The organism is Shewanella sp. FJAT-52076 (assembly GCF_019457455.1).
GTDB lineage: Bacteria > Pseudomonadota > Gammaproteobacteria > Enterobacterales > Shewanellaceae > Shewanella > Shewanella zhangzhouensis.
Map to the genome: position 1 here is coordinate 3,415,221 of NZ_CP080415.1, position 20,936 is coordinate 3,436,156.

General features: G+C 54.4%; 18 protein-coding genes. 13 read left to right on the forward strand and 5 right to left on the reverse strand.

Annotated features, from left to right (window positions below; all coding sequences use genetic code 11):
- Positions 1–298: 298 nt before the first annotated feature.
- Positions 299–1,894, forward strand: a complete 1,596-nt coding sequence (locus tag K0H79_RS15070; RefSeq protein ID WP_220076349.1) for an AMP-binding protein — start codon at positions 299–301, stop codon at positions 1,892–1,894.
- Between the two features lie 122 nt (positions 1,895–2,016).
- On the opposite strand, the gene K0H79_RS15075 is transcribed toward K0H79_RS15070, so the two are convergent.
- Positions 2,017–3,303: an acetyl-CoA hydrolase/transferase family protein gene (locus tag K0H79_RS15075; protein WP_220076350.1), complete on the reverse strand. Its 1,287-nt coding sequence runs from the start codon at positions 3,301–3,303 to the stop codon at positions 2,017–2,019.
- Between the two features lie 388 nt (positions 3,304–3,691).
- On the opposite strand from K0H79_RS15075, the gene K0H79_RS15080 reads away from it, so the two are divergent.
- Positions 3,692–4,675, forward strand: a complete 984-nt coding sequence (locus K0H79_RS15080) for a LysR family transcriptional regulator (RefSeq protein ID WP_220065525.1) — start codon at positions 3,692–3,694, stop codon at positions 4,673–4,675.
- 84 nt (positions 4,676–4,759) lie between these two features.
- Here the strand turns inward: K0H79_RS15080 and K0H79_RS15085 are convergent, their stop codons facing one another.
- Complete coding sequence (locus tag K0H79_RS15085) at positions 4,760–5,734, reverse strand: LysR family transcriptional regulator (RefSeq protein WP_220065526.1); 975 nt, start codon at positions 5,732–5,734, stop codon at positions 4,760–4,762.
- Positions 5,735–6,115: 381 nt separating this feature from the next.
- On the opposite strand from K0H79_RS15085, the gene K0H79_RS15090 reads away from it, so the two are divergent.
- The 5 genes from K0H79_RS15090 (at position 6,116) to K0H79_RS15110 (ending at position 11,423) form a co-directional block, all read left to right on the forward strand.
- Positions 6,116–6,625 carry a DUF2726 domain-containing protein gene (locus K0H79_RS15090; protein ID WP_220065527.1) on the forward strand — a complete coding sequence of 170 codons (510 nt, stop codon included), beginning with the start codon at positions 6,116–6,118 and terminating at the stop codon, positions 6,623–6,625.
- Between the two features lie 98 nt (positions 6,626–6,723).
- Entirely contained in the window at positions 6,724–7,185 is a 462-nt protein-coding gene (locus K0H79_RS15095; protein WP_220065528.1) for a nitrite reductase, read from the forward strand.
- Between the two features lie 10 nt (positions 7,186–7,195).
- Complete coding sequence (locus tag K0H79_RS15100) at positions 7,196–7,888, forward strand: 4Fe-4S dicluster domain-containing protein (protein WP_220076351.1); 693 nt, start codon at positions 7,196–7,198, stop codon at positions 7,886–7,888.
- On the forward strand, positions 7,885–8,826 hold the full coding sequence (gene nrfD / locus K0H79_RS15105) for a cytochrome c nitrite reductase subunit NrfD (protein WP_220065530.1): 942 nt from the start codon (positions 7,885–7,887) through the stop codon (positions 8,824–8,826). Before K0H79_RS15100 ends, nrfD begins: the two co-directional genes overlap by 4 nt.
- A gap of 194 nt (positions 8,827–9,020) precedes the next feature.
- Entirely contained in the window at positions 9,021–11,423 is a 2,403-nt protein-coding gene (locus K0H79_RS15110) for a PKD domain-containing protein (protein ID WP_220076352.1), read from the forward strand.
- A 40-nt stretch (positions 11,424–11,463) separates the two neighbouring features.
- Here the strand turns inward: K0H79_RS15110 and K0H79_RS15115 are convergent, their stop codons facing one another.
- Entirely contained in the window at positions 11,464–13,242 is a 1,779-nt protein-coding gene (locus K0H79_RS15115) for an ABC transporter transmembrane domain-containing protein (RefSeq protein WP_220076353.1), read from the reverse strand.
- Positions 13,243–13,425: 183 nt separating this feature from the next.
- Here K0H79_RS15115 and K0H79_RS15120 point away from each other — a divergent pair, with 183 nt between their 5' ends.
- A complete protein-coding gene (locus K0H79_RS15120) occupies positions 13,426–14,412 on the forward strand; it encodes a hypothetical protein (protein WP_220076354.1) in 987 nt (328 codons plus the stop codon).
- 4 nt (positions 14,413–14,416) lie between these two features.
- Here K0H79_RS15120 and K0H79_RS15125 read toward each other — a convergent pair whose 3' ends face one another.
- Positions 14,417–15,898 (reverse strand): FAD-binding oxidoreductase, encoded by a 1,482-nt coding sequence (locus K0H79_RS15125; protein WP_220076355.1) that lies wholly within the window; start codon positions 15,896–15,898, stop codon positions 14,417–14,419.
- The gene (locus K0H79_RS15130; RefSeq protein WP_220065534.1) at positions 15,895–16,245 is read right to left on the reverse strand and encodes a winged helix-turn-helix domain-containing protein; all 351 of its coding nucleotides are present in this window, start codon (positions 16,243–16,245) and stop codon (positions 15,895–15,897) included. Before K0H79_RS15130 ends, K0H79_RS15125 begins: the two co-directional genes overlap by 4 nt.
- A 174-nt stretch (positions 16,246–16,419) precedes the next feature.
- Here K0H79_RS15130 and K0H79_RS15135 point away from each other — a divergent pair, with 174 nt between their 5' ends.
- The 5 genes from K0H79_RS15135 (at position 16,420) to K0H79_RS15155 (ending at position 20,925) form a co-directional block, all read left to right on the forward strand.
- Positions 16,420–16,950, forward strand: coding sequence for a PH domain-containing protein (locus K0H79_RS15135; RefSeq protein ID WP_220076356.1), 531 nt, complete (start codon positions 16,420–16,422; stop codon positions 16,948–16,950).
- Positions 16,947–18,425, forward strand: a complete 1,479-nt coding sequence (locus K0H79_RS15140) for a PH domain-containing protein (RefSeq protein WP_220076357.1) — start codon at positions 16,947–16,949, stop codon at positions 18,423–18,425. Before K0H79_RS15135 ends, K0H79_RS15140 begins: the two co-directional genes overlap by 4 nt.
- Before the next feature lie 11 nt (positions 18,426–18,436).
- Positions 18,437–18,979 carry a DUF924 family protein gene (locus K0H79_RS15145; RefSeq protein ID WP_220076358.1) on the forward strand — a complete coding sequence of 181 codons (543 nt, stop codon included), beginning with the start codon at positions 18,437–18,439 and terminating at the stop codon, positions 18,977–18,979.
- Between the two features lie 124 nt (positions 18,980–19,103).
- Positions 19,104–19,904: an ABC transporter substrate-binding protein gene (locus K0H79_RS15150; protein ID WP_220076359.1), complete on the forward strand. Its 801-nt coding sequence runs from the start codon at positions 19,104–19,106 to the stop codon at positions 19,902–19,904.
- Between the two features lie 127 nt (positions 19,905–20,031).
- Positions 20,032–20,925, forward strand: coding sequence for a DMT family transporter (locus K0H79_RS15155; RefSeq protein ID WP_220076360.1), 894 nt, complete (start codon positions 20,032–20,034; stop codon positions 20,923–20,925).
- Positions 20,926–20,936 lie beyond the last annotated feature (11 nt).

Genomic DNA, 20,936 nt, shown 5'->3' on the forward strand with positions numbered 1-20,936 from the left:
CATTTCTATAACACTTTATAATTACACTCAATTACATTTTATAACAATTTATTTAACATTTTGATAACGCATTTCAAATCAATTGTTTACGTGCGGAATATTTTTACTGAACAGAGTGCTGGTTAAAAATCAACCGCAGCGGCTAAAACCATCCTTTGAATGTGGAGTAACCGCGGTGCAAACGGCGATGACAAAAGGACTTTCTGGTGGATATGGGGATTGACCGAGGCGGCGTTGGCCGCCTAAGCTGGATGTTTATCCTTGAAGCTGCACTGCCTTCATCAGCGGGAATACTGGCATGTTAAATAACGATAATAATCAGCTGAATTTAAACGAATACGCCTCATTGATTGATTTGTTCACCAGGGCCTGCAAGGGCTTTGGGGACAAACCAGCTTTTGCGTGTTTAGGCAAAAGCCATAGCTTCAACGAGATAGATAAACTGTCGACGGATTTTGCGGCCTTTTTGCAACATCATACCCAGTTGCAACCCGGGGATAAGGTCGCCATTCAGCTCCCCAACCTCACTCAGTTTGTGATTGCCGCCTATGGTGTACTCAAGGCCGGCATGGTGCTGGTTAACACCAATCCGCTTTACACAGAGCGTGAGCTTATTCATCAGTTTAAAGACTCAGGGGCGAGGGTGTTGGTGGTGCTTTCCGATCTGCTGCCGACCTTGGCCAAGGTCGTGGCAGAAACCCCGATAGAGCTGGTGATATCCACCCACGCGCTGGATTTGGTCAGCCCGCAGATACAGCCCAAAACCGGACTGAAAAACATCGAGTTTCTCAAAGCCCTGGATCTTGGCAGTAAGGAAACTTGCCAACCGGTTGCCGCCAATCACAGCACGCTGGCAGCATTGCAGTACACAGGCGGCACCACAGGGCTCTCCAAGGGAGCCATGCTGAGCCACGGCAACCTGATAGCCAACGCCCTCCAATGCCGCGAGCGCCTGGCCAATGTTATTACCCCTGGGGAGGACATCTTTGTTGCCCCCCTGCCCATCTACCATATCTATGCGTTTCTGGTGAATCTGGTGCTCTTTGTCGAACAGGGCGCCTGCTCTGTGCTTATCCCTAACCCCAGAGATATTCCGTCGCTTATCAAGACTCTGGCGAAGTACCCCTTCACCGGATTTGCCGGGCTCAACACCCTGTTTGTTGCCCTGTGTCATCAGCAAGAGTTCCGAGCGCTCGATTTCAGTCATCTGAAACTCACTATTTCTGGCGGTACAGCCCTGACCGAGGCGGCAGCCAGCCTGTGGCAGCAAACCACCGGTTGCACCATCAGCGAAGGCTATGGGCTGTCGGAAACCTCACCTGTGATCACCTTAAACCAACCGGGTGCCGAACGACTGGGCACCATAGGTCGGCCGGTGCTGGCCACCGAAGTGCTGATTCTGGATGAAGATGAAGCCCCAGTGCCCATGGGGCAAGCGGGTGAGCTGGCGGTGCGTGGGCCCCAGGTGATGTCAGGCTACTGGCAGCAAGCGGGAGAAACTGCGCGGGTGTTCAGCAAAGATGGTTTCTTCAAGACCGGCGACATTGCCATTGCCGAGCCCGATGGCTGTTATCGCATCGTGGATCGCAAAAAAGACATGATTATTGTCTCGGGCTTTAATGTGTACCCCAATGAGGTGGAGAACGTGTTGGCGAGTCACCCCACTGTGCTGGAATGCGCTGTGATTGGCGTTGCGGATGAGCGCAGCGGCGAGGCCGTAAAAGCCGTTATCGTGCTAAAGCCATCGGTAGACGCGGATGATGCCAGAGCGGCCATTACAGCTCACTGCCAGGCAAATCTTGCCGGTTACAAACAGCCGAAGCACCTTGAGTTTGTGGCATCGCTGCCCAAAAGCACGGTCGGCAAGATATTGCGCCGTGCACTGAGAAGCTGAGCGCCATTACAAACACAAGCCATGCCAACAAAAACACCTCGTCATAAGCGAGGTGTTTTTAATTTAAGCTATCTGGGGTTTGCCCCGTGACTTCACGCCTTAAATGGATTTCCGGCGCTTTCTCAAAGCAACAGCCCCCACATTTCGTGGGTTTCACGGGCCAGGGCTTCACGAAAATCCGGGTGGGCAATATCAATCAGCGAGCGGGCCCGCTCACGAATGGATTTACCGCGCATATAGGCCACACCGAATTCAGTCACTATATAGTGCACATGGGCACGGGTGGTCACCACCCCTGCCCCCGGCGACAGCACGGTGCTGATGCGGGACACCTTGCCTGCGGATGCCGTACTCGGCATGGCAATCACAGAGCGGCCACCTTCCGAGAGTCCGGCGCCGCGGATAAAGTCCATCTGGCCACCCACGCCGGAATAAATGCGGGTACCTATGGAGTCGGCGCACACCTGACCGGTCACATCCACCTGCAGTGCCGAGTTAATGGCCATCACCTGCGGATTGCGGCGGATGATAGACGTATCGTTGACCTGCTCTATGTCCAAAAAGGCCACCTGGGGATTGTCATCCACAAAGTCGTAAAGCCTGCGGCTACCCAGGGCAAACCCTGTTACCAGTTTGCCGGTGGCGAAACGTTTACGGCTGTTATCCACCACGCCGCGCTCCACCAGACTTAAGATGCCGTCAGAAAACAGCTCCGTATGCACACCCAGGTGCTGGTGATTGCCAAGGCAACCCAGCACGGCATCGGGAATGCCACCAATCCCCATCTGCAAACAGTCACCGTCCCGCACCAGCGCCGCCACATTGCGGCCGATGGCCTGGCTCACCGCATCTGTCGTCGCCAACGCATGTTCCGGCAGCTCCATAGGCGCCTCAAACACGGCATCAAAACGGGTCAGCGGAAGAAAACTGTCGCCATGAGTGCGGGGCATGCGGGGATTGATGTGGGCGATAATCTTGCCAGCCACCTCACAGGCGGCGCGGGTCGCCTCCACTGAAATACCCAGGGAGCACATGCCATGCTTATCCGGCGGTGACACCTGCACTATGGCAGTGTCGATACGCTGCTCCCGGCGGCGAAAAAGCTTGGGCACCTCAGATAAAAACACCGGCACATAGTCGGCACGGGCGCTGGCGAGCAATTCCCGGGTCGGCTTGCCACCAAAATAGCAGCGATGGCGCAAATGCCCCTCAAGCTCGGGGCCACTCAGGCACTCTGCATGCTCAGTATGTAATTGTAATAGGGTGAGATTAGTGCGACTTAGCGCATGTTCGGCCAGGGCCTCCAGCAAAAGTCTTGGCGTCGCCCCCATGGAGTGGGTCCAGATGAATTCGTCATTATCGATTAACGACACCGCCTCCAGAGCGGTGGCACAGTACTTGGGTACCATCGGGCTTCCTTGATGAATCAGACATTGCTGTTATAGCAGCAAATTTCAACGCTCATCCCGACACAGATCATGTTTTGGCCGGCTAACAGGCCGAAATCCAGAGTACAGGTATCGGGCAACTGATTGACTGAAATGCGTGGCTGATGCTTCAGCCACACTCTCCCAAGTATATATTTTTATGGAAATAACTTAGCCAGCCTCCCTGAGGCCCTGGCACCCTCGAACATCAACTTAAATTTAACCAAAAACAAACACTGAATTAACTGTGATCTGAGCCGCAGAATTTTTGACCAAGCTGTGCCAAAAAAAACCTCTGGCAATTGATTAATTTTTAAACAAAAGATCCATTGCCTTTGCCTGTTAATGCTGCCGTTAGAGGGAGATTGTCATGCTGAAGAAAGTGAGCCGACTCGATTACTTTACCCTGCAGGTATTTATCGGACTGGTTGAGCTTAAAAGCGGCAGTGCGGTGGCCGAGCGATTGCGTACCACTCAGTCCAAGGTAAGCCGCAGCCTGACCTGCCTGAGGGAGGTGCTGGAAGATGAACTCTTTATTCGTCAGCAGTATGGCTTCGAGCCCAATCAGGTCGCCGTCACCATCTATCCCATGGTTAAAACCATATTGGAGCAGTACGACAAGATAGTAGCCGCCACCATAGACAAGGGAGCCGAGCCCTATCAGCTCAGTGTCGCCACCTATGAACAGTGGTCGCTGATGGCAATGAACTGTGTGCATAACACCTGTCACTGTATTGAGGGTGGGGTCAGCATTAATATTCAACCCTGGACCGACAAAATCCACCAGCGCCTGTGTCAGGGCAAGGTCGACTGCAGTATCTCCACCGAACCCATTAATCACCCCATGGTGAACAACTTTAAACTGGGGGATATCACCCACTTTTTCATCGTCGCCCGTCGTGGCCATCCTATTTTAACCAGCGACGATCCCTTAACGCAGATGTTTAACTACCATATCGCCCTGGTGAACACCCACTTGCAGGAGCAGGAGCCTCACCCCATAGAAATTTACGCCAGAGCCAGGCATATGGAGATCCGCGTGGCCCTCAAGAGCCCGAGCCTGAGGATGGTGGTGGATCATGTCAGTCACAGCGAGGATATAGCCCTGCTCTCCTCGGCAATGTCGATGACGTATTTCGAAAATCGCGACGATGTGGGCTATCTGGATATCTCGAAAGTCTGGCTGCAAACCACAGAACTCGAGACACAAAGCTATTATCTGCATTGCCACAAGGGGATAAAGCCGGAGCTGACCCATTGCCTGCGCAGAGTGCTGACGGAAAAATTACACGAGATGCAGGCCCACTGCGACCAGGTGGCCCAGGAAAACACCCAGGACTTGCCGACCCTTTAGCCAGCGCCCTTAGCCAACGGCCAAAGCACAAGCCAGGCGCAAAACCGACAAGCCACTGAACCCGCTGGCGAATGGATGCCTGTGCTAATGCACGTTCTGCTTGATAAGCTGGCCTATCTCCTGCTTCATCCAATCGAGATGCACACCACCACGACCACTGCGGCTCAGCATATAGAGCCTCGGGTAGGGCTGATCCCGATAGAGACGTGCGGTATCCATGCCCGACAGGCAGCACACGTGCAAACCGGGAAGCTGCTCACTGTGCTCATACACCCTGCTGTAAGGCAGCAGACTCACCGTCTTATCGTCAGCCAGATAACGATACAACTGATGAAACGCCAGCCCCTCACGGCCCAATTCCACCGGTGCCAGATGGCAGCTGAGCCGCTGCTGGGCACAGTAGCGCTGGAAAGGATCCGGCGCCTGTTTGTCCAACTGACCGAAAGCGCTCAGGTAGGGATAGTTCGCGATGTTGGCGAGGCTTATCTCCTGCTGCAGCAACGGATGCTTGTGTGAGCAAAGCAGATACAAATGGGTTAACTCTGTCAGCGGAGAAACAATGAGTCTGTCGTCTTGCAGTGCCTTGTCCGAGGATTCACTGACAATGGCCAGGTCAACCAGCCCCTGAGCCAGATCTTCCACCAGATCCACAGAGCCGGTGCGCAGCTCATAGCTAATGGGCAGCTGCGCCTCACTGATGGCGCTGCTCAGGCGCTGGGGCAGCTCGGCTATCAGGAGGTCACTCACATAAAGCACCATCACCTGGCTTGTGGCCAGTTCGTGGCAGCTCTCCAGCTGATGCAGCTGCTCACCGCACTGCACCAGGGCTTTGACCAGGGGGTAGAGTTGGCGGGTAAATTCATTGGGTTCGAGGCCATGCTTCTTACGGATAAACAAGGGATCGTTAAAGATCATCCGCGCATGTTGTAAGCAGCGGCTCACTTTGGGGGCGGGTATATTCATCTCCATCGCCACCGACGAAGCCGAATGCTTTTCATACAAATTAACTAATATATTGGCACTCAGCATATCTAAACTATCCAGAGTCATATTTTTCATTTCAAAATACCTCTCCCGACATTGAATATACCCATTGGGAGTATAGTAAATATATTTATGCTGACAATATATTTATTCTAATTTAATAAAACAAACAAAAGAGACTTAGATCATATTTCTAAATTTCAACCATTTACAAAAATACCACAAGAGCTTATTTTTCATGCAAAATATCTTATAAACCTTACCAAAACCCAGATATTCAACAATTAAAAATCACATATCTAATTATTGATTATCTACAAAATGAAATAGCTAAATACCGGTATCTGATCTAAGACTAATTTTTAATAGTCCGATTTCAATATTTATTGTAAATAGAGTTCATAGGGTAATAATTAATTCGAGAGTTAAAAAGGAAAATAACCTTGGAGGTTTACCATGAACACCACCACTATCGTTATTTTAAGCTATGCGTTTATATGGTTTGTCTTTTTCGTCATGTGTCCTCTGGTCATCGTGACCTTCGTCATGACGTGCATCAAATTCTTTAGATCAAGTGAGAATCAGTTGGTGGAAGCTGCCGTCAGCATCAAGCCTCACTTGCTCGACAAAGATTCAATGCACTTTCTGAAAAGCTTAAAGGCCATCGCCGCCAACCGCTACGATATCCTTTACGGAGCGTCACTGGTGAATGTAGTCGACTTGGATGAGTCCGTCAGGAACCACGAAGAGGTGCAGGACTTTATGGAACACTGTCACCTGGATTACGTGGTCGTCGACAACGAATCTTCTGCGGTCAAACTCGTGGTGAGCGACCCTGCGGCCAGCTCTCCAGAGCAGATGAAGTTTGTCGAAAAATGTCTGGATTACATTGGCGTACAGCTGATTAAACTGGATAAAGACAAGCATTGCGACGAAGCCTTGCTGCGCACCGCACTCGCCGCCTGAAGGGTATCTCTCATCGCAACGCCCAATGAGCGTCAAACTGACCACTTGGCGCTCCTCATTCCCACAACGTCATGCTCACTGAGGTGTAAGGATGCATTATGTGTCAAATTACCCCTTGTACTGCGCTGCTGGCCAGCGTCCTGACTCTGGGCTTGGTGGGCCTGGCGCCCAGTGCCTTAGCCGCCGACGAGCAGGACAGCCGCAGCTGTATCAAATGCCATAAACGCAATGGCCAACTCGAAGGCATACATGCCAGCCCCGGCCTGGCCATTCTCTGTCAGGACTGTCACGGCCCCCAGGAGAGCCATCCCAGGAAGGGCTCGAACATCATGGCTTTTGGACCCGATAGCCCCTTCCCGGCCCAGGAACGCAGCGCCGTCTGTCTGACCTGTCACGACCATCAGGCCCTGGGTGAGGTCGAATGGACCCACAATGTGCACGCCAACCGCCTTGGCTGCGACCAGTGCCACCGACTCCATCCCGAAGCGGACCCCATGTTGTCGCTCGATACGCAACAACATAGCCAGTTGTGCGTCAGCTGCCACAAAGTCAAACAATAGGAGGCCTGTCATGCAAGTTTCCAAACGCCAGTTTCTCAAGGGGGTTGGGGCGCTGTTGACCGGTGTCTCTGTCTATGGTGCCACCCGCACGCTCCAGGCCGATTCCCTGCTGCAACCCGAGCCGGAAAGCGAGACCAAATACGCCATGGTGCACGATGAAAATGCCTGCATCGGCTGTAATGCCTGTGTCCAGGCTTGCCGTGAGACCAATCAGATCCCCGAGGGTGTCACCCGGGTGAAGATAGAGCGCAAGGGCCCCTTCGGTGAGTATCCGAACCAGAGCTACCGCTTCAGCCGTATCTCCTGTCAGCATTGCGAAGCCGCGCCCTGTGTGCGGGTCTGCCCCACAGGCGCCGCCTATATCGACAAAGAGACCGGCATAGTCGCGGTCAACAGCGACCGCTGCGTGGGTTGCCAGTATTGCATTGCCGCCTGCCCCTATCAGGTCAGGTATATCCACCCCGAGACCCGCACCGCCGACAAGTGCGATTTCTGTCAGAAGACTCGCCTGGCCCAGGGGCTGCAACCTGCCTGTGTCGAGGCCTGCCCCACCAAGGCACTGACCTTTGGCAATCTCAAGGATCCCGAGTCGGATCTGGTCAAGTTGCTTAAAGCCAAGCCCAGTTACCGCTCTAAAGTGGACCTGGGTACCCGGCCTAAGCTGTTCCATATTCAAACCATAGATGGGGAGATAATGCTATGAGCGCTTTTCATTTCGAAGGCCTGGTATGGCATTGGCCTATCGCCATATACCTTTTCCTGGCGGGTCTATCTGCCGGGGCGGTATTTTTCGCCATCATGCTGAAACACTTTAAGTTATTCCATGAAGCCTGGCATTCGCCCTTCGTGCAGGCGGCGGCCATAATCGCCCCTATCGCGGTGTTTGGTGGCCTGGGGATCCTGGTATTCGACCTCACCCGGCCACTGGATTTCTGGAAGATCCTGGTGTTCTACAACACCAGCTCAGTGATGTCCATGGGGGTGCTGGTTCTCATGGCCTACCAGGTGGTGCTCTTTGCCTGGATAGCCTGTGTCTTCCATGTGCGCATCGGTCAGTTGCTGGGCAATCGCCTGGCCATAGTCCGTCGGCTGCTCAATTGGCTGGTTCTGCAGGAAGCCGCTATCACCGGCATTCTGGTGATCCTCGCCATTTCCCTTGGGGCCTATACCGGCTTCCTGCTGTCGGCGCTGATAGGCTTCCCGCTGCTCAATAACCCTGTGCTGCCATTACTGTTCCTGATCTCCGGATTGTCCTCCGGCGCCGCCGCGACTCTGCTGGGTGGTGTGCTGCTCAGGGGTAATCCCAATGGTGTGGAAGTGCGTTTTATCCACGGCATCGAAATTCCCCTCATCCTGGTGGAGATTGGTTTGCTGTTTACCTTCTTCGCCGGATTGATCCTCTCCGGCGGTCAAAGCCAGGTTGCCGCGCTCAACGCACTGGGGTTTGGCTTCTGGGGCTGGATATTCTGGGCCGGCGTTATCGGCATAGGTCTCACCCTGCCACTGGCCTTCAACCTGTGGATGAAGGTGTCGGCGGATCGCAAATTCGCCTATGTGGCGGTGACCGCCAGTTTCAGCCTGTTAGGGGTGTTCTTGCTGCGCAACTTTATCCTCTATACCGGCCAGATGACGGGGACCTAATTCTCATCGATACTCAGTCACGGGCTTGGCCTGTAACAGCTTCAAAAATATGCATTTGGAATTGAAGGACATCGCCCGAGTCTGAGCCTAGAAGGAAGAGTTTTCGAAAGTAGTGTCACTGAATTGTCTTGATGAAAAACACAAATGTGATACGTTTGCGACACAAAAATAATACAACTTTTTAAGGATGAAAGGTGTCTATAGCCAAAAGTGCATTTTTAACCGCGTCTGGACTGTTTTTGACTTCAAGTTTTTATGCTGTTGCAAACGATTACAATATTGACGTGAGTCAAAACACGCAGCTTCACCCCGGCGAAGCAAGTGTCATTCAGATTGACATCAGCAAGCTGACAAATACAGATGCAAGGGCTGACTCCTTTTACTTAAGCCTGACAAAGGCCTTCCCTTCAAGTGCAGACCCGGCCTTTGAAAACTGGAACATCACCAGCCCTTTTGGCGACTGTCGGTTTACGCACGAAAATGAAATAACGCTTATGCAACAGGCAAAGGGTAGTCGGTTTGCTTGCGAAAACATCGATGTATTAAACCAAACCGGCAGCGCCTCATTAACCCTTAACCTGACCCCTGATGAGCTGACCCACTACAACCTGGTTGTGGCTGTTGGTGGTGGCAGCGCTTTTGAAACCCTAATCGTCAATCCCAAACTGGATGACTCAGATGGTGATGGCGCATTGGATCAGGAAGAACGAATGGCGGGGTCTGACAAAAATGACCCCAACAGTTTACCCAGTCAATCCAACATAAAGTTATTGCTACTTTACACTCAGGATATCGTTGATCTGTATCCGGGGCCGGCTCTGGCTGATTTTTTCACGGGAATTGAAACTTACGTCAATAAAACGTTTGCTGATTCTGGCGTTAACATAGGTATAGAAATAGTAAGCCAAGAGTATATTTCGCTCGACTTTGGCACTCCACCTTACGATGACAAGCTGGCAAGATTGACTGTCGACATGGAGAACAGGAAAAACGGCTTTGAGGGGTTGGCTAAGTTAAATCAGCAATACAATCCGAATATTATTGGCCTGATTGCAGCACCTATTTCGATGGATGCAAGAGGCAGAGCCAGTGCAATGCCTGTAGGTAGACGACAGGGGCATTTTTGGTCGGTCGATGATTATCAGGTCATTGCGCATGAAATTGGTCATTTATTGGGCTCAGACCACGACTACGACAACAGTTACTATGTCACTGAAAATGCTGTTGTAGGCGCCTATAACTTTTCATTTGGCTACATAGAACCGACCTCAGGCACAGGCACTCTGATGAGTACGGCAGTTCAAAAAGCATCCGTATTTTCAAATACAAAAAGCGAAAATTGCCCATTATCCTCATGTGGTACTCTCAGCTTGGAACCGGGAATGGGCGCCAGTGCAGTCGATACCTTTAATCTGAGACGCTTCTTTATTTCTGAAGCCAAAGAAACCGACTCGGATCTGGATGGGGTATCTAACTGGTTTGTAGACAAATACCTCATGGTCGACGCGAGCCCGACTTCTCCTTATCGCTGCTGGGACTATGACGGTGATGGCTATCCCAATATCTCCGAATTCAAGGCACTGACTGATCCCACTTCAGCAGACTCCAAACCAGAGCAGGCGAATATTGCCGCAGACTGCCCGGCACCCAATGAAAAAATATTCCAAATTGCCACCGCAAAAAATCAGGCTGTCGAATTGGATTTGCGTCAATACACTGATGATGGCTATTTGATTTATGTTTATCCCGAAGTCGAAGGCAGTATAGGTGGCCTGAGCTGGGATATATATCGTTCTGGTTTGTACAAATACGTTCCTGAAGCGGATTTCACCGGTAATGCCAAACTTGCATTTATTGCTGACAATGGCATTGGCGGTAAGGTGAAAAACACCGTTTATGTCAAAGTGGGCATGGAAAACTCTGCACCAATTGCAGACTTACCAAGCACAATGGAAATCGTTCTCGGACAGCCGGTTTCCATTGATGGCAGCCAAAGCCAGGATCCCGATGGTGACGACATCGGCTATTCGTGGAAACTAACGCAGAAACCAGACAACAGTCTGTTGGACAATAATTTGGGCGTACTCGACAACGTCAATTTTACCCCTGATGTGGTAGGTATTTACTCGGTAGAATTAACCGTATCTGACGGTGCCCTGACAAGCAGTGTCCAAACTAATGTTGAGGTCCAGGCGCAAAATCGAACGCCGGTTGCCTCAATCTCGGGACAAAGCTCTATCGAGTTGGGCCAGATGGCAACCCTTGATGGCAGCCAAAGCCAGGATCCCGATGGCGACACCCTGACCTATCAGTGGAAGATCACCACCAAGCCGGCTTCCAGTCAGACTGCATCAGAATTGGGAACCGCTGCCAGCGCCAGCTTTAAACCCGATGTTTCAGGTCAATACACTGTTGAGCTTACGGTGTCGGATGCCAGCCTTACCGCCCACACCGAATTCAGTATCAATGTGAAAGATAAACCCGTTCCGCCACCCCCTGCTGAATCCCAAAGCAGTGGTGGAGGCGGCAGCCTGAGCTGGTTAACGTTAGCGCTGTTGATGCTTGCCAGATTGAGAAAAGCCGGCGTCGCCAAATAAACAAAAAGGGAGCTCAGGCTCCCTTTTTATTTATTTGGCATCACGCTTCCGTTAACAGCTGCAAACTGGCGAATTCCCGGTATTGCTGGCTGGACTCCAGCAGCTCTGTGTGGCTGCCTTCGGCGATAATTTTTCCCTTGTCCATCACCAGGATCCGGTCGGCATTGATAACCGTTGCCAGACGATGGGCAATGATAAGGCTGGTACGCCCACAGATGAGAGTATCCAGCGCTTCTTTGACATTGCGCTCGCTCACCGCATCCAAGGCACTGGTGGCTTCGTCGAGCAAGAGGACGGGGCGGCTGGCGAGTATGGCCCGGGCAATGGCGATGCGCTGCTTTTGGCCGCCGGAGAGTTTAACGCCGCGCTCGCCAAGGTAGCTGTGGTAGCCCTCGGGCATGGCTTCGATAAAGTCGTGGGCGCGGGCAGCCACACAGGCCGCCTTCACTTCATCAAAGCTGGCATCCACCTTGCCATAGCGGACGTTTTCCAGCACAGAATCGGCAAAAATCACCGACTCCTGGGGCACCAGGGCAAAGGCACGCCTGAGCGCTTGCAGGTCGGTATTGGCGATATCCGTGCCGTCCAAATAGATAGCGCCACTATCCGGCGCATAAAAACGGCCCAGAAGCTGAAACAGGGTACTCTTACCGGCGCCACTTTCCCCCACCAGAGCCACCTTCTCGCCGGGGCGAATGTGCACAGAAATATTATCCAGTGCTTTTACGTCAGTGCCGGGGTAACTGAAGCTGAGGCCCTCGATGCGGATATCGCCGCTGAGTTTGCTGGGCAGCGCCACCGGTTCCTGGGCCTTGGGCACCTCACTCACGGCTTCGCTCAGCTCTTTTAAGCGTTCGGCGGCGCCGCTGGCACGCTGCACATCGCCTATCACTTCGCTGATGGTAGCCGTAGCGCCAGCCACCAGCAGGGCATAGAACAAAAAGGCCGAGAGTTCACCGGCACTGATGGCGCCGCTCATCACATCCCGCGCGCCCACCCATATCATCAGGGCGATGGCGGCTATGGTTAAAAACATCACCCCGGCAATAAGTAGCGCCCGAAACTGAATGCGGCGCCCGGCGCTGCCCAGCACCCTGGTGAGCAGGCCACCGAACTTATGTCGGTCGACCTGCTCGTGGGTGTAAGACTGCACCGTATGGATTTCGTGCAGGCTCTCATCTATGTAAGCACCAAGGTCGGCCACCCTGTCCTGGCTATCGCGGGAAAGAGCACGCACCTTGCGGCCAAAAATCAGAATGGGCACCAACACCGCCGGCACGGCCACCAGCACCAGTGCCGTGAGTTTGACGCTGGTGATGGCCATCATGGCGATGCCACCAAGCACAGACACAAAAGAGCGCAGCGCCATGGAAAAACTCGAACCAATCACGGTTTGCAGCAGGGTGGAGTCGGCGGTAAAGCGGGAGATGACTTCACCGGTCCGCAGCCTGGCATAAAAGGCCGGTGGCAGGGTCAGGAGGTTGTCGTACACCCGGGCGCGAATATCGTTGCTCACCCGCTCCCCAAGCCAGCTCATTAAATAAAAACGGCAAAACACGGCGCTGGAGCTGATGGCGGCTATGCCCACCAGCACCCACACCAACTGATTGAGGCGGGCCGCGTTTCCGGCCACAAAGCCTTCATCCACAATCAGCTTTACCCCCTGCCCCAGCGCGAGCCAGGCCAGCGAGCCAATCAACAAACAGATGAGCGCTGTGATTACCCTGAGTTTATAGGGGCGTAAAAAACTGCCCAACCAGCCGACGACATTGCCCTGCGAGGCAGTTGTTGCATGGTTGGTGGCCAAGGTGTCCGGCACGAGAGGCTCCCGGGAAGATAAGAAAAGGCTTGGCTGTGAATATGTGGGCGCATCGGATAAAAAACAACCTCAGGCTTTATTCAACGCGCAGAACCCAAGAAGCCGCGGAAGCATTGATACCGGGATTTGGTTTTGTCTGCCCAAGGTGTTAGATTCGGCAAAACTGCGGGCAAGGATGTCGATGTGATTAAATATCTGTTTGCTTTACTTATGCTTTTGGCTTTTGGCGCCAAGGGCTATCACCCCAAAGAGGCCCACGAGCCCCTCACCACTCGCGCCCTGGACGCCATGGCCCAATGCGGCGTTCATCTGACTGAGTCGACCCGCCTACAGCTGATGCAGGGCAACCTTGCCATGGATGAAGGCGCCGGCAAGCTGCCAAGGGAGCTGATGAACACCTCCTTTGCCACGGCCGTGTTCCCCATGACCAGACGAATTCATAACTGGCATTTTTATCATCCCGATAAAACCGCTGACGCCCAGCGGCTGGCGGGTAAAACCGATATGTCCATGGCGCGCCTGTGGCAGGCCGCACTTACAGGGCTTGAGCAGGCACCCGCCGAGCACAGGGCTTATTACCTTGGTGCACTTATTCACTTGATCCAGGATGTCACGGTACCTGCCCATGCGGTGCCCGTGTATCACGGCCCCAAAATCATCGCCTGGCAGCGGGAATTTGCCCCATTGGTTGACTACCTGGGTTTCGGATTTCGCGGGATTTTTGTTATCCATGACCCGGTGGACGACTGGCCGGTGAGCCCTAGTGGCACTGACGAGCGTCTTCAAGCCATTCCCTGCCCCACTCCCCCAGAGGCTTTCGACGACCACTCAGCAAACTTTGACGCCTTAAGAACAGGAGTGGCCAGACAAACCCTGGCCGCGCTGGATAACCCTATTCCGGGGTGCGCCGCCCCCTGGCGACTCTTTTGGAGTGATGATCTGGGCCACAGATACTTTGCCGGCTACAAGCAGGGCATCAAGCCCTTTGGCAGGGCCAAAAGCCTCAGTGGTGACGGCATCAGCATGGATGGCAGGCCATGCGAGCCTGATTATCAGGGCTTTGTCGAGGCAAGGCACAGGGCAGCAATAGAGGCTACCATGGCGGCGCTGCAGCTGGGCCAGCTGGGCCAGCTGGGATTAGTCAAACCCGCATCCGCCGGAGCTGAATAGTCAACTAACTCATCAAGGTTTCAAAGGCGTCTGCAAGCCGACTGATGGCAGGCGTGTAACCTGGCTGAGGCTGGCGGCAGAGCAGGCGCTCTTCGAGCCGGTAAAGCAGTCTGCTGGCGCTGTAGCCAAGCCAGGGCAAGGGCTCAGACTCCCAGCGGCGCAGATGCTCACTCACGGCGCCCCGGTATGCCCATGGCATACCAGCCAGCTCACCATCGGGCCGGGCAATCAGCTCGGCCAGGGTTTCCCCAAAGAGCATACTGGCGCCCACGCCTTCGCCGCCATAACCGCCCACAAAGGCAAGCCCCGCAGCTTCATCGAAGAGTGCATGGGGGCGAAACGCCCGCGAGAGTGACAAACAGCCGCCCCAGCCATGGGTGATTTGAGTCCCCTCAAGGGCGGGGAAAAACGCCTGCAACAGCTGACTTCTCAGGTCAAAGATATCGCCTTTTGGCGCTTCCCCAAGCGTACGGGGCGCAAAGTCAAATCGGGTTTTCACCGCGCCGCCAAAGCCATAGCCACCACGGGCACCAAACACCAAACGATTATCCGCGCTGCGCTGGCCGTAGGTGATAAGCCGTGAGGCATCGGCAAAGGTCTCGCGGTTTTCAAGGCCGATATTGGCCCATTGCTGCTCGCTCAATGGCTCAGTGGCACAGAGCACACTGAATACCGGCAAGCTGGTTCTGTTATCGAGTCCCAGAAGCCGCTGGTAACCTTCGAGCGCGGCCACCACCACAGCGGCTCTGACCGAGCCCTTTGGGGTGTGCACCTTATTGCCAGGCGCTTTCTGGCCGCGTTCTGATGGGGTAATCCCGCTTTTTTCAGTGAGATGCACAGGGCTTTTCTCGTAGATGATCACCCCCGCCCGCTCTGCGGCGCGGGCAAGGCCACGGGCCAGTTTTAATGGATGCACCCGGGCACAGTGAGGAGTGTAGAGCGCAGCTTGTGTCCCCGGCAGATTAAGGGCTTGGCCAGCCTCTGTGGCCGACAACAGGCGATAGTCCGCTTCATCAAAACCAGCTTCACGAAAGTGCGCCAGCTCGGCTTGTAAACGCTTGAGCTGCTGAGGGTAGCGCGCCGCCTGATACAGGTTACCGCCATGGTGGAAGTCGCATTGAATACCCAGCTCACTGAAGGTATTGGCCGCCCGGGCAACCGTGCCTGAAATGACCTGTTTGGCCCGGCGTCGAGGCTCGCCATCCAGCTGCGCCAGATAGCCCACATCGCCGCCAAAGCTGCCCATCAGCCAACCGCCATTGCGCCCGGACGCCCCTTCCCCGGCCATGGCAGCCTCAAGCACAACCACCTTGAGAGCAGGCTGTTTCTGTTTAAGGAACAGTGCCGTCCACAGGCCCGAGTATCCGGCGCCCAGAATGCAAACATCCGCCTCTATATCACTTTCCAGCGCAGCGCGGGGCTGCATGGGCTCCCCAAGGGTCTGATACCACAGGCTCTCATCGAGCCCGCCCACAGAGGAAATCATGTTCCGTTCCCGGCAGTGGCCTGCCCGTCGGTATCCTCCACGCCAAGCAGGCTCTTCACCTGCTCCACATGGGTGTCCATCCAGGCGCTGCTGATGGGCCCCCAGGTCCGTATACGGTAATAACCGGCGTTATGGCGCTCGCCGTCCTGAACAAACTCCACCTCAATGCCTATGTCGGCAAAACTGGCGATGGCATCCTGCAAGGTGCGCCTCGGCATACCAGTCAGCTTGCCCAGCGACAGCAGATTATGGCGCGCATCGTCCATCAGATGGGCCAGATACAATTTACGCAAAAAGGCCTTGTGCTGTTTGCTGACCTGATTGCCTGGAGCATAGTCCTGGGTCATCACCATGATTCCTGTAGGGAGATTGAATCCAAATTACTTGAAATTCAGTCGCTAACCAAGAGCCAAGCGTGTTCTGATACGGCTTTGCAAGCAAATATTTCCACTGGGTGGATCCACGCAAGATTTCACTGCTATATTGGCCGTGAATACAAAAATGTCACAAGGATGACACAAATGCAGGCGCAAGACGCTGAATTACAAGGACTCTTGTTACCCAAGGACCGCTGGACTCCCTTCGAAGCTCCCGTGCTTATCCCGGCGGATCCCCGCTATGCCACCCTGGTGATGGTCACCACGGCCCTGACGTTTTTGGTGATATTCCTGCCGATTTCCCTGCTGCTTATCTTCGCCGGCGTACCCGACATGATAGTACTGGCAATCAGCAGCGCTGGCGTCTTGCTGGCGGCCCTCGGCCTGTGGCTGGGCTATCGCTGGGCCAATGCCCTGGGCTACGGCGTTGGTGAGTTGGACCTGCTCAGCCAAACCGGAGTGTGGTGGCAAAAGCGCACCGCCATGCCCTACAGCCGTATCCAGCATGTCACCCTGTCGCAGGGGCCCATGGAGCGGCGCTACGGCCTCGCCTGCATCAAGTGTTTCAGCGCCGGCAGCGGCAGCGCTGAAATTGAAATTCGTGGCCTGCCCATAGACGATGCGGAGGCGCTGCGGGGTCACCTGCTCGCCCGTGCAGGAGTAACTGAACTGTGAGTGCCACTGCCGAGAACTGGCAAAGCCTGTCACCCTGGTCTGTGGTCAGCTTTACCCTGGGCACGGCCCGTCAGGTACTGACCCAGGGCTATGCCCTCATCCCCATTGTCTTTACCGGCTGGAAACAGGGATTCGACTCACCTCTGGTCATTTCCGTGGCCTTACTGGTGCTGCTGGGCATTCTCACCTTCGCCCTGGTGCAATATGCCACCTACAGGTTTCGCCCCGGCAGTCACAAGCTGGAAGTGCGCCGGGGGCTGTTTTTCAAACGCAAAGATGAGTTACCGCTGGATAAAATTCAGAACGTGCGGCTCGACCAACCCTTTTACTTTAAACCCCTGTTGCTCTGCACCCTGGTGGTCGAGACCGCAGGCTCCCGAAAGGATGAGGTGCAAATTGCCGCCATGCCCATGAGCGATGCCATGGCACTCAAGTCGCATTTGCTGCAAAAGCCTGCTGAAGCTGTTACCCATCAGGAGGAACAAACGGATTCACTGCTGCTGGAGAGAGGCGGCAAACCGCTGTTTTTATTCGGGCTTTACCACAATAATTTTGTCTGGTTTATGGTGTTTGCCGGCTCCATCATGGGGCAGCTGCCGGTGGAGACCTGGTTCGAGTCTCTGGGCCTTAACACCTTTTTGCGTATCGAATCCCAGGGGCCGCTGTGGGGCACCTTAAGTGTGATAGCCCTGATTTTGCTGGGATACCTCTGTTTTGCGCTCATCTCGGTGATGTTTGCCTTTTTGAAATACTATCCCTATCGGCTAAAGCTTGGCGCCGAATCCACTCTGGAGCGCACCGGCGGCATATTGGCCCACCAGCAGGATGCGCTGGCGATGAAACGCATCCAACTGGTGGAATTCAATCAGCCCCCTATTGCACGGCTGCTGAAGCGCTGGACCGTGTTTTTCCGCCAGGTGCAGGGCCACGAAGTCGAACAACACCTCAAACTGCCGCTGCTTATCCCCTCTGTGACTCCCGATGAGCTCCCGCCCCTGTTTGCCCAGCTCAAGGCGCTGCCCGGCAAAGACAGCCTGCCGCCATCGGTGCATGAACTGCGCCCCATCCACAGTGGCTGGCTGAAACGCAGACTCGCATTTTTCTGGCTACCGGCGCTGCTGACGATGCTGATTTCCCGGGAGCTGGTTGTCATGGAGTTCGCTCTTACCGTGGCCATACTGGGCTCGATCGGACTTTGGCTCAGGTTCAAACACTGGGGCTACAGGCACGACGATACCCTGGTGTGGCAGCGAACCGGGCTGCTTGGCCAAAGTCTCAAAAGAGTGCCCCTGTACAAGGTGCAGCACGTGAGCCTGCTGCAATCGCCCGGGCAACGTAAAAAAGGCTTGGCGACCCTGGAGCTGGGGCTTGCCAGCGGTAAGATTTACCTGCCGTGGATCCCCTACAGTGAGGCCAGAACCATAGCACTGGCCGCACTGACACAGCTGGACAAGCACAGAGGTAACTGGATTTAACGGGAGCGCGAATGATGCATTGGCAGCAGATCACCGATTTTTGGTTCAGCGAAATCAGCCCCAAACAATGGTGGCAAAAGGATGCTGACTTTGACCGCCTCATAGGACAACGATTTGCAGAGGTACTTGTTGCTGCCAAACGGGGAGAACTGTTTGGCTGGCGGCAACACCCGATGGGGCGTCTGGCGGAGATTATCGTTCTCGATCAGTTTTCCCGAAACCTCTATCGCGATACCCCGGCCGCATTCGACGCCGACCCCATGGCATTGGTGCTGGCACAGGAGGCGGTCGCTCTGGGTGTGGATAGCGAGCTGCCGGATAAGATGGTGCCCTTTTTGTACATGCCTTATATGCACAGCGAGTCGGCCCTTATCCACGAAGAGGCCGTGAAACTCTTCTCCCGGCAGGCCGCCCGGGGCAACCTGGAGTTTGAAATTCGCCATAAAGCGATTATTGACCGCTTTGGCCGCTATCCCCACAGAAACGCTATTTTGGGGCGGGAATCCAGCGCAGAAGAACTGGCTTTTTTACAAGAGCCCGGTTCTTCATTCTAAAAATTATTCCAACCGCTATTGCGCAGGGAGTGAACTAAACTCAATACTGACTCGACAACCCAAGACGGCCCGCCGACAGAGCGACTAAAAAGATAACGCCGTCTCCCTGAGAACTTAGTTAACAATGAAAAACAAAAGCAGCCTTTTCAAAACCTTGTTCCTGGCAAGCCTGGGAGCGACGACACAGGTTTCTGCCGAAACCGTGAACGTGGGCGTGAGCTTTGCGATACCGCCCTACGTGATACAACAGGAAAACGGCGGTCTGGAGCTGGATATCCTGCGCCAGGCGCTGGCCCGTCGGGGGCATTATGCAGTGATACACTATATGCCGCTGTCCCGCACCTTTCGCGAGCTCAAAGACGGCAAGCTCGACGGCATCATCAACACCAAAGAACATATGCTCGACGGCGTGTTCTACAGCGATGAGGTCATTCGCTTCCATAACTGCGTTATCAGCCTCGAGTCCCGCAATCTGGAGATTAACTCCATTAACGATCTCAAAGACTTGAGCGTCGTTGCCTTTCAGCAGGCTGCGCGGATTTTGGGAACTGAATTTGGCCTGACGGTGGCCAAATCGCCTTCCTACAGCGAGATCGCGGCCCAGCGCCATCAAATCCATCTGCTGTTCAAAGGCCGAACCGACGTGATAGTCATGGAAAAGAACATCTTTGCTTACTATCGTAAAAAAGAGCTGGAGGCCGGCTTTTTGGAGGCCAGGCTCGATGTGCGCGAGGCCTGCATTTTTGAGCCGACAGGCTACCGCTTTGCGTTTCGTTCAGCGCGCATTCGGGACGACTTCAATGAGGGGCTTAGCTCGATGCGGGAAGACGGCACCCTCGATGCGATTTTACAAAAATACAGCGCCTTGATGACGATGGAACCCTCGATAGAAGAGCTGCAGCAAGCACAGCCGGAACATCCCTGACATCAGGGCGTCAGCCGTCTCTTAGACTAAAATCCAGCACATTTCCCGGGGCACACATCTTGTGGCGCTCCGGGGGAATGGCTATCTTGTCTGCCCCTGTCCTGCATCCGTTGTCGGAGCCCGTAAGATGCAAAACGGTTTTTACTTGTTGGCAGCCCTGTCGGCCATTCTCATGGGTACCATTGGCATCATTGCCCGGTTTGGCGAGCTGGATGCGGCCATGCTCACCTTTTACCGGCTCGGGCTTGGCGCCCTCATTCTGATGCTGTTTTTACTGTTTCGCCGTGAAACCGCCAGGCTCTGGGTAAAGCCCCATTGGGGCACAGTCGCAGGTGGAGTGCTGCTGGCAACCTTTATTCTGTGCTTTCTCAAAGCCATAGAAACCATTCCCATGTCCCTCGCCATCATGCTGGTATACCTTGCCCCTGCGGTGGCGGCCATTGGCGCGCATTTCCTGTTTTCGGAGCGCTTGGGCGCTGCGGCTTTTAGCCTGATTCTGCTGGCCTTTTTTGGCTTTGCCATGCTGCAGGAATTCAAGTTGGATATGGCTGGCGCCGAGGCCATCGGCATGAGCTACGCCCTGGGCTGTTTGCTGGCCTACACCGCCTTTATCCTTATCAATAAAAAAATTCCGCCCGCCAGCGACCCCTACGCCAAAACCTGGGTGCAGCTGGCCGTGGGCGCCCTGGTGACCCTGCCCATGGTGTGGGGCGACCCTTTGCCCAACGCCAGTGAATGGTTCTGGTTGATGATTGCCGCGGTCTTTCCCGGCTTTTTAGCCATTCTCTTTGCGGTAAAAGCCATTACCGCACTGCCCGCCAAGATGTTCGGTACCCTGGCCTACCTCGAGCCCCTGATGGTGGTATTAACCGGTTATCTGCTGTTTAACGAGCCCATGTCAGCCCTAAAATGGGGAGGCTGTGCCCTTATCCTGCTGTCAGGCATCGCCCAGGTGCAACTGGCAAATGCCGCCAACGCCCGCGCTCAGGCTGGCAATGGCAGTCCCCTTAAGGTAAGTTAAGCGCCTAAAAA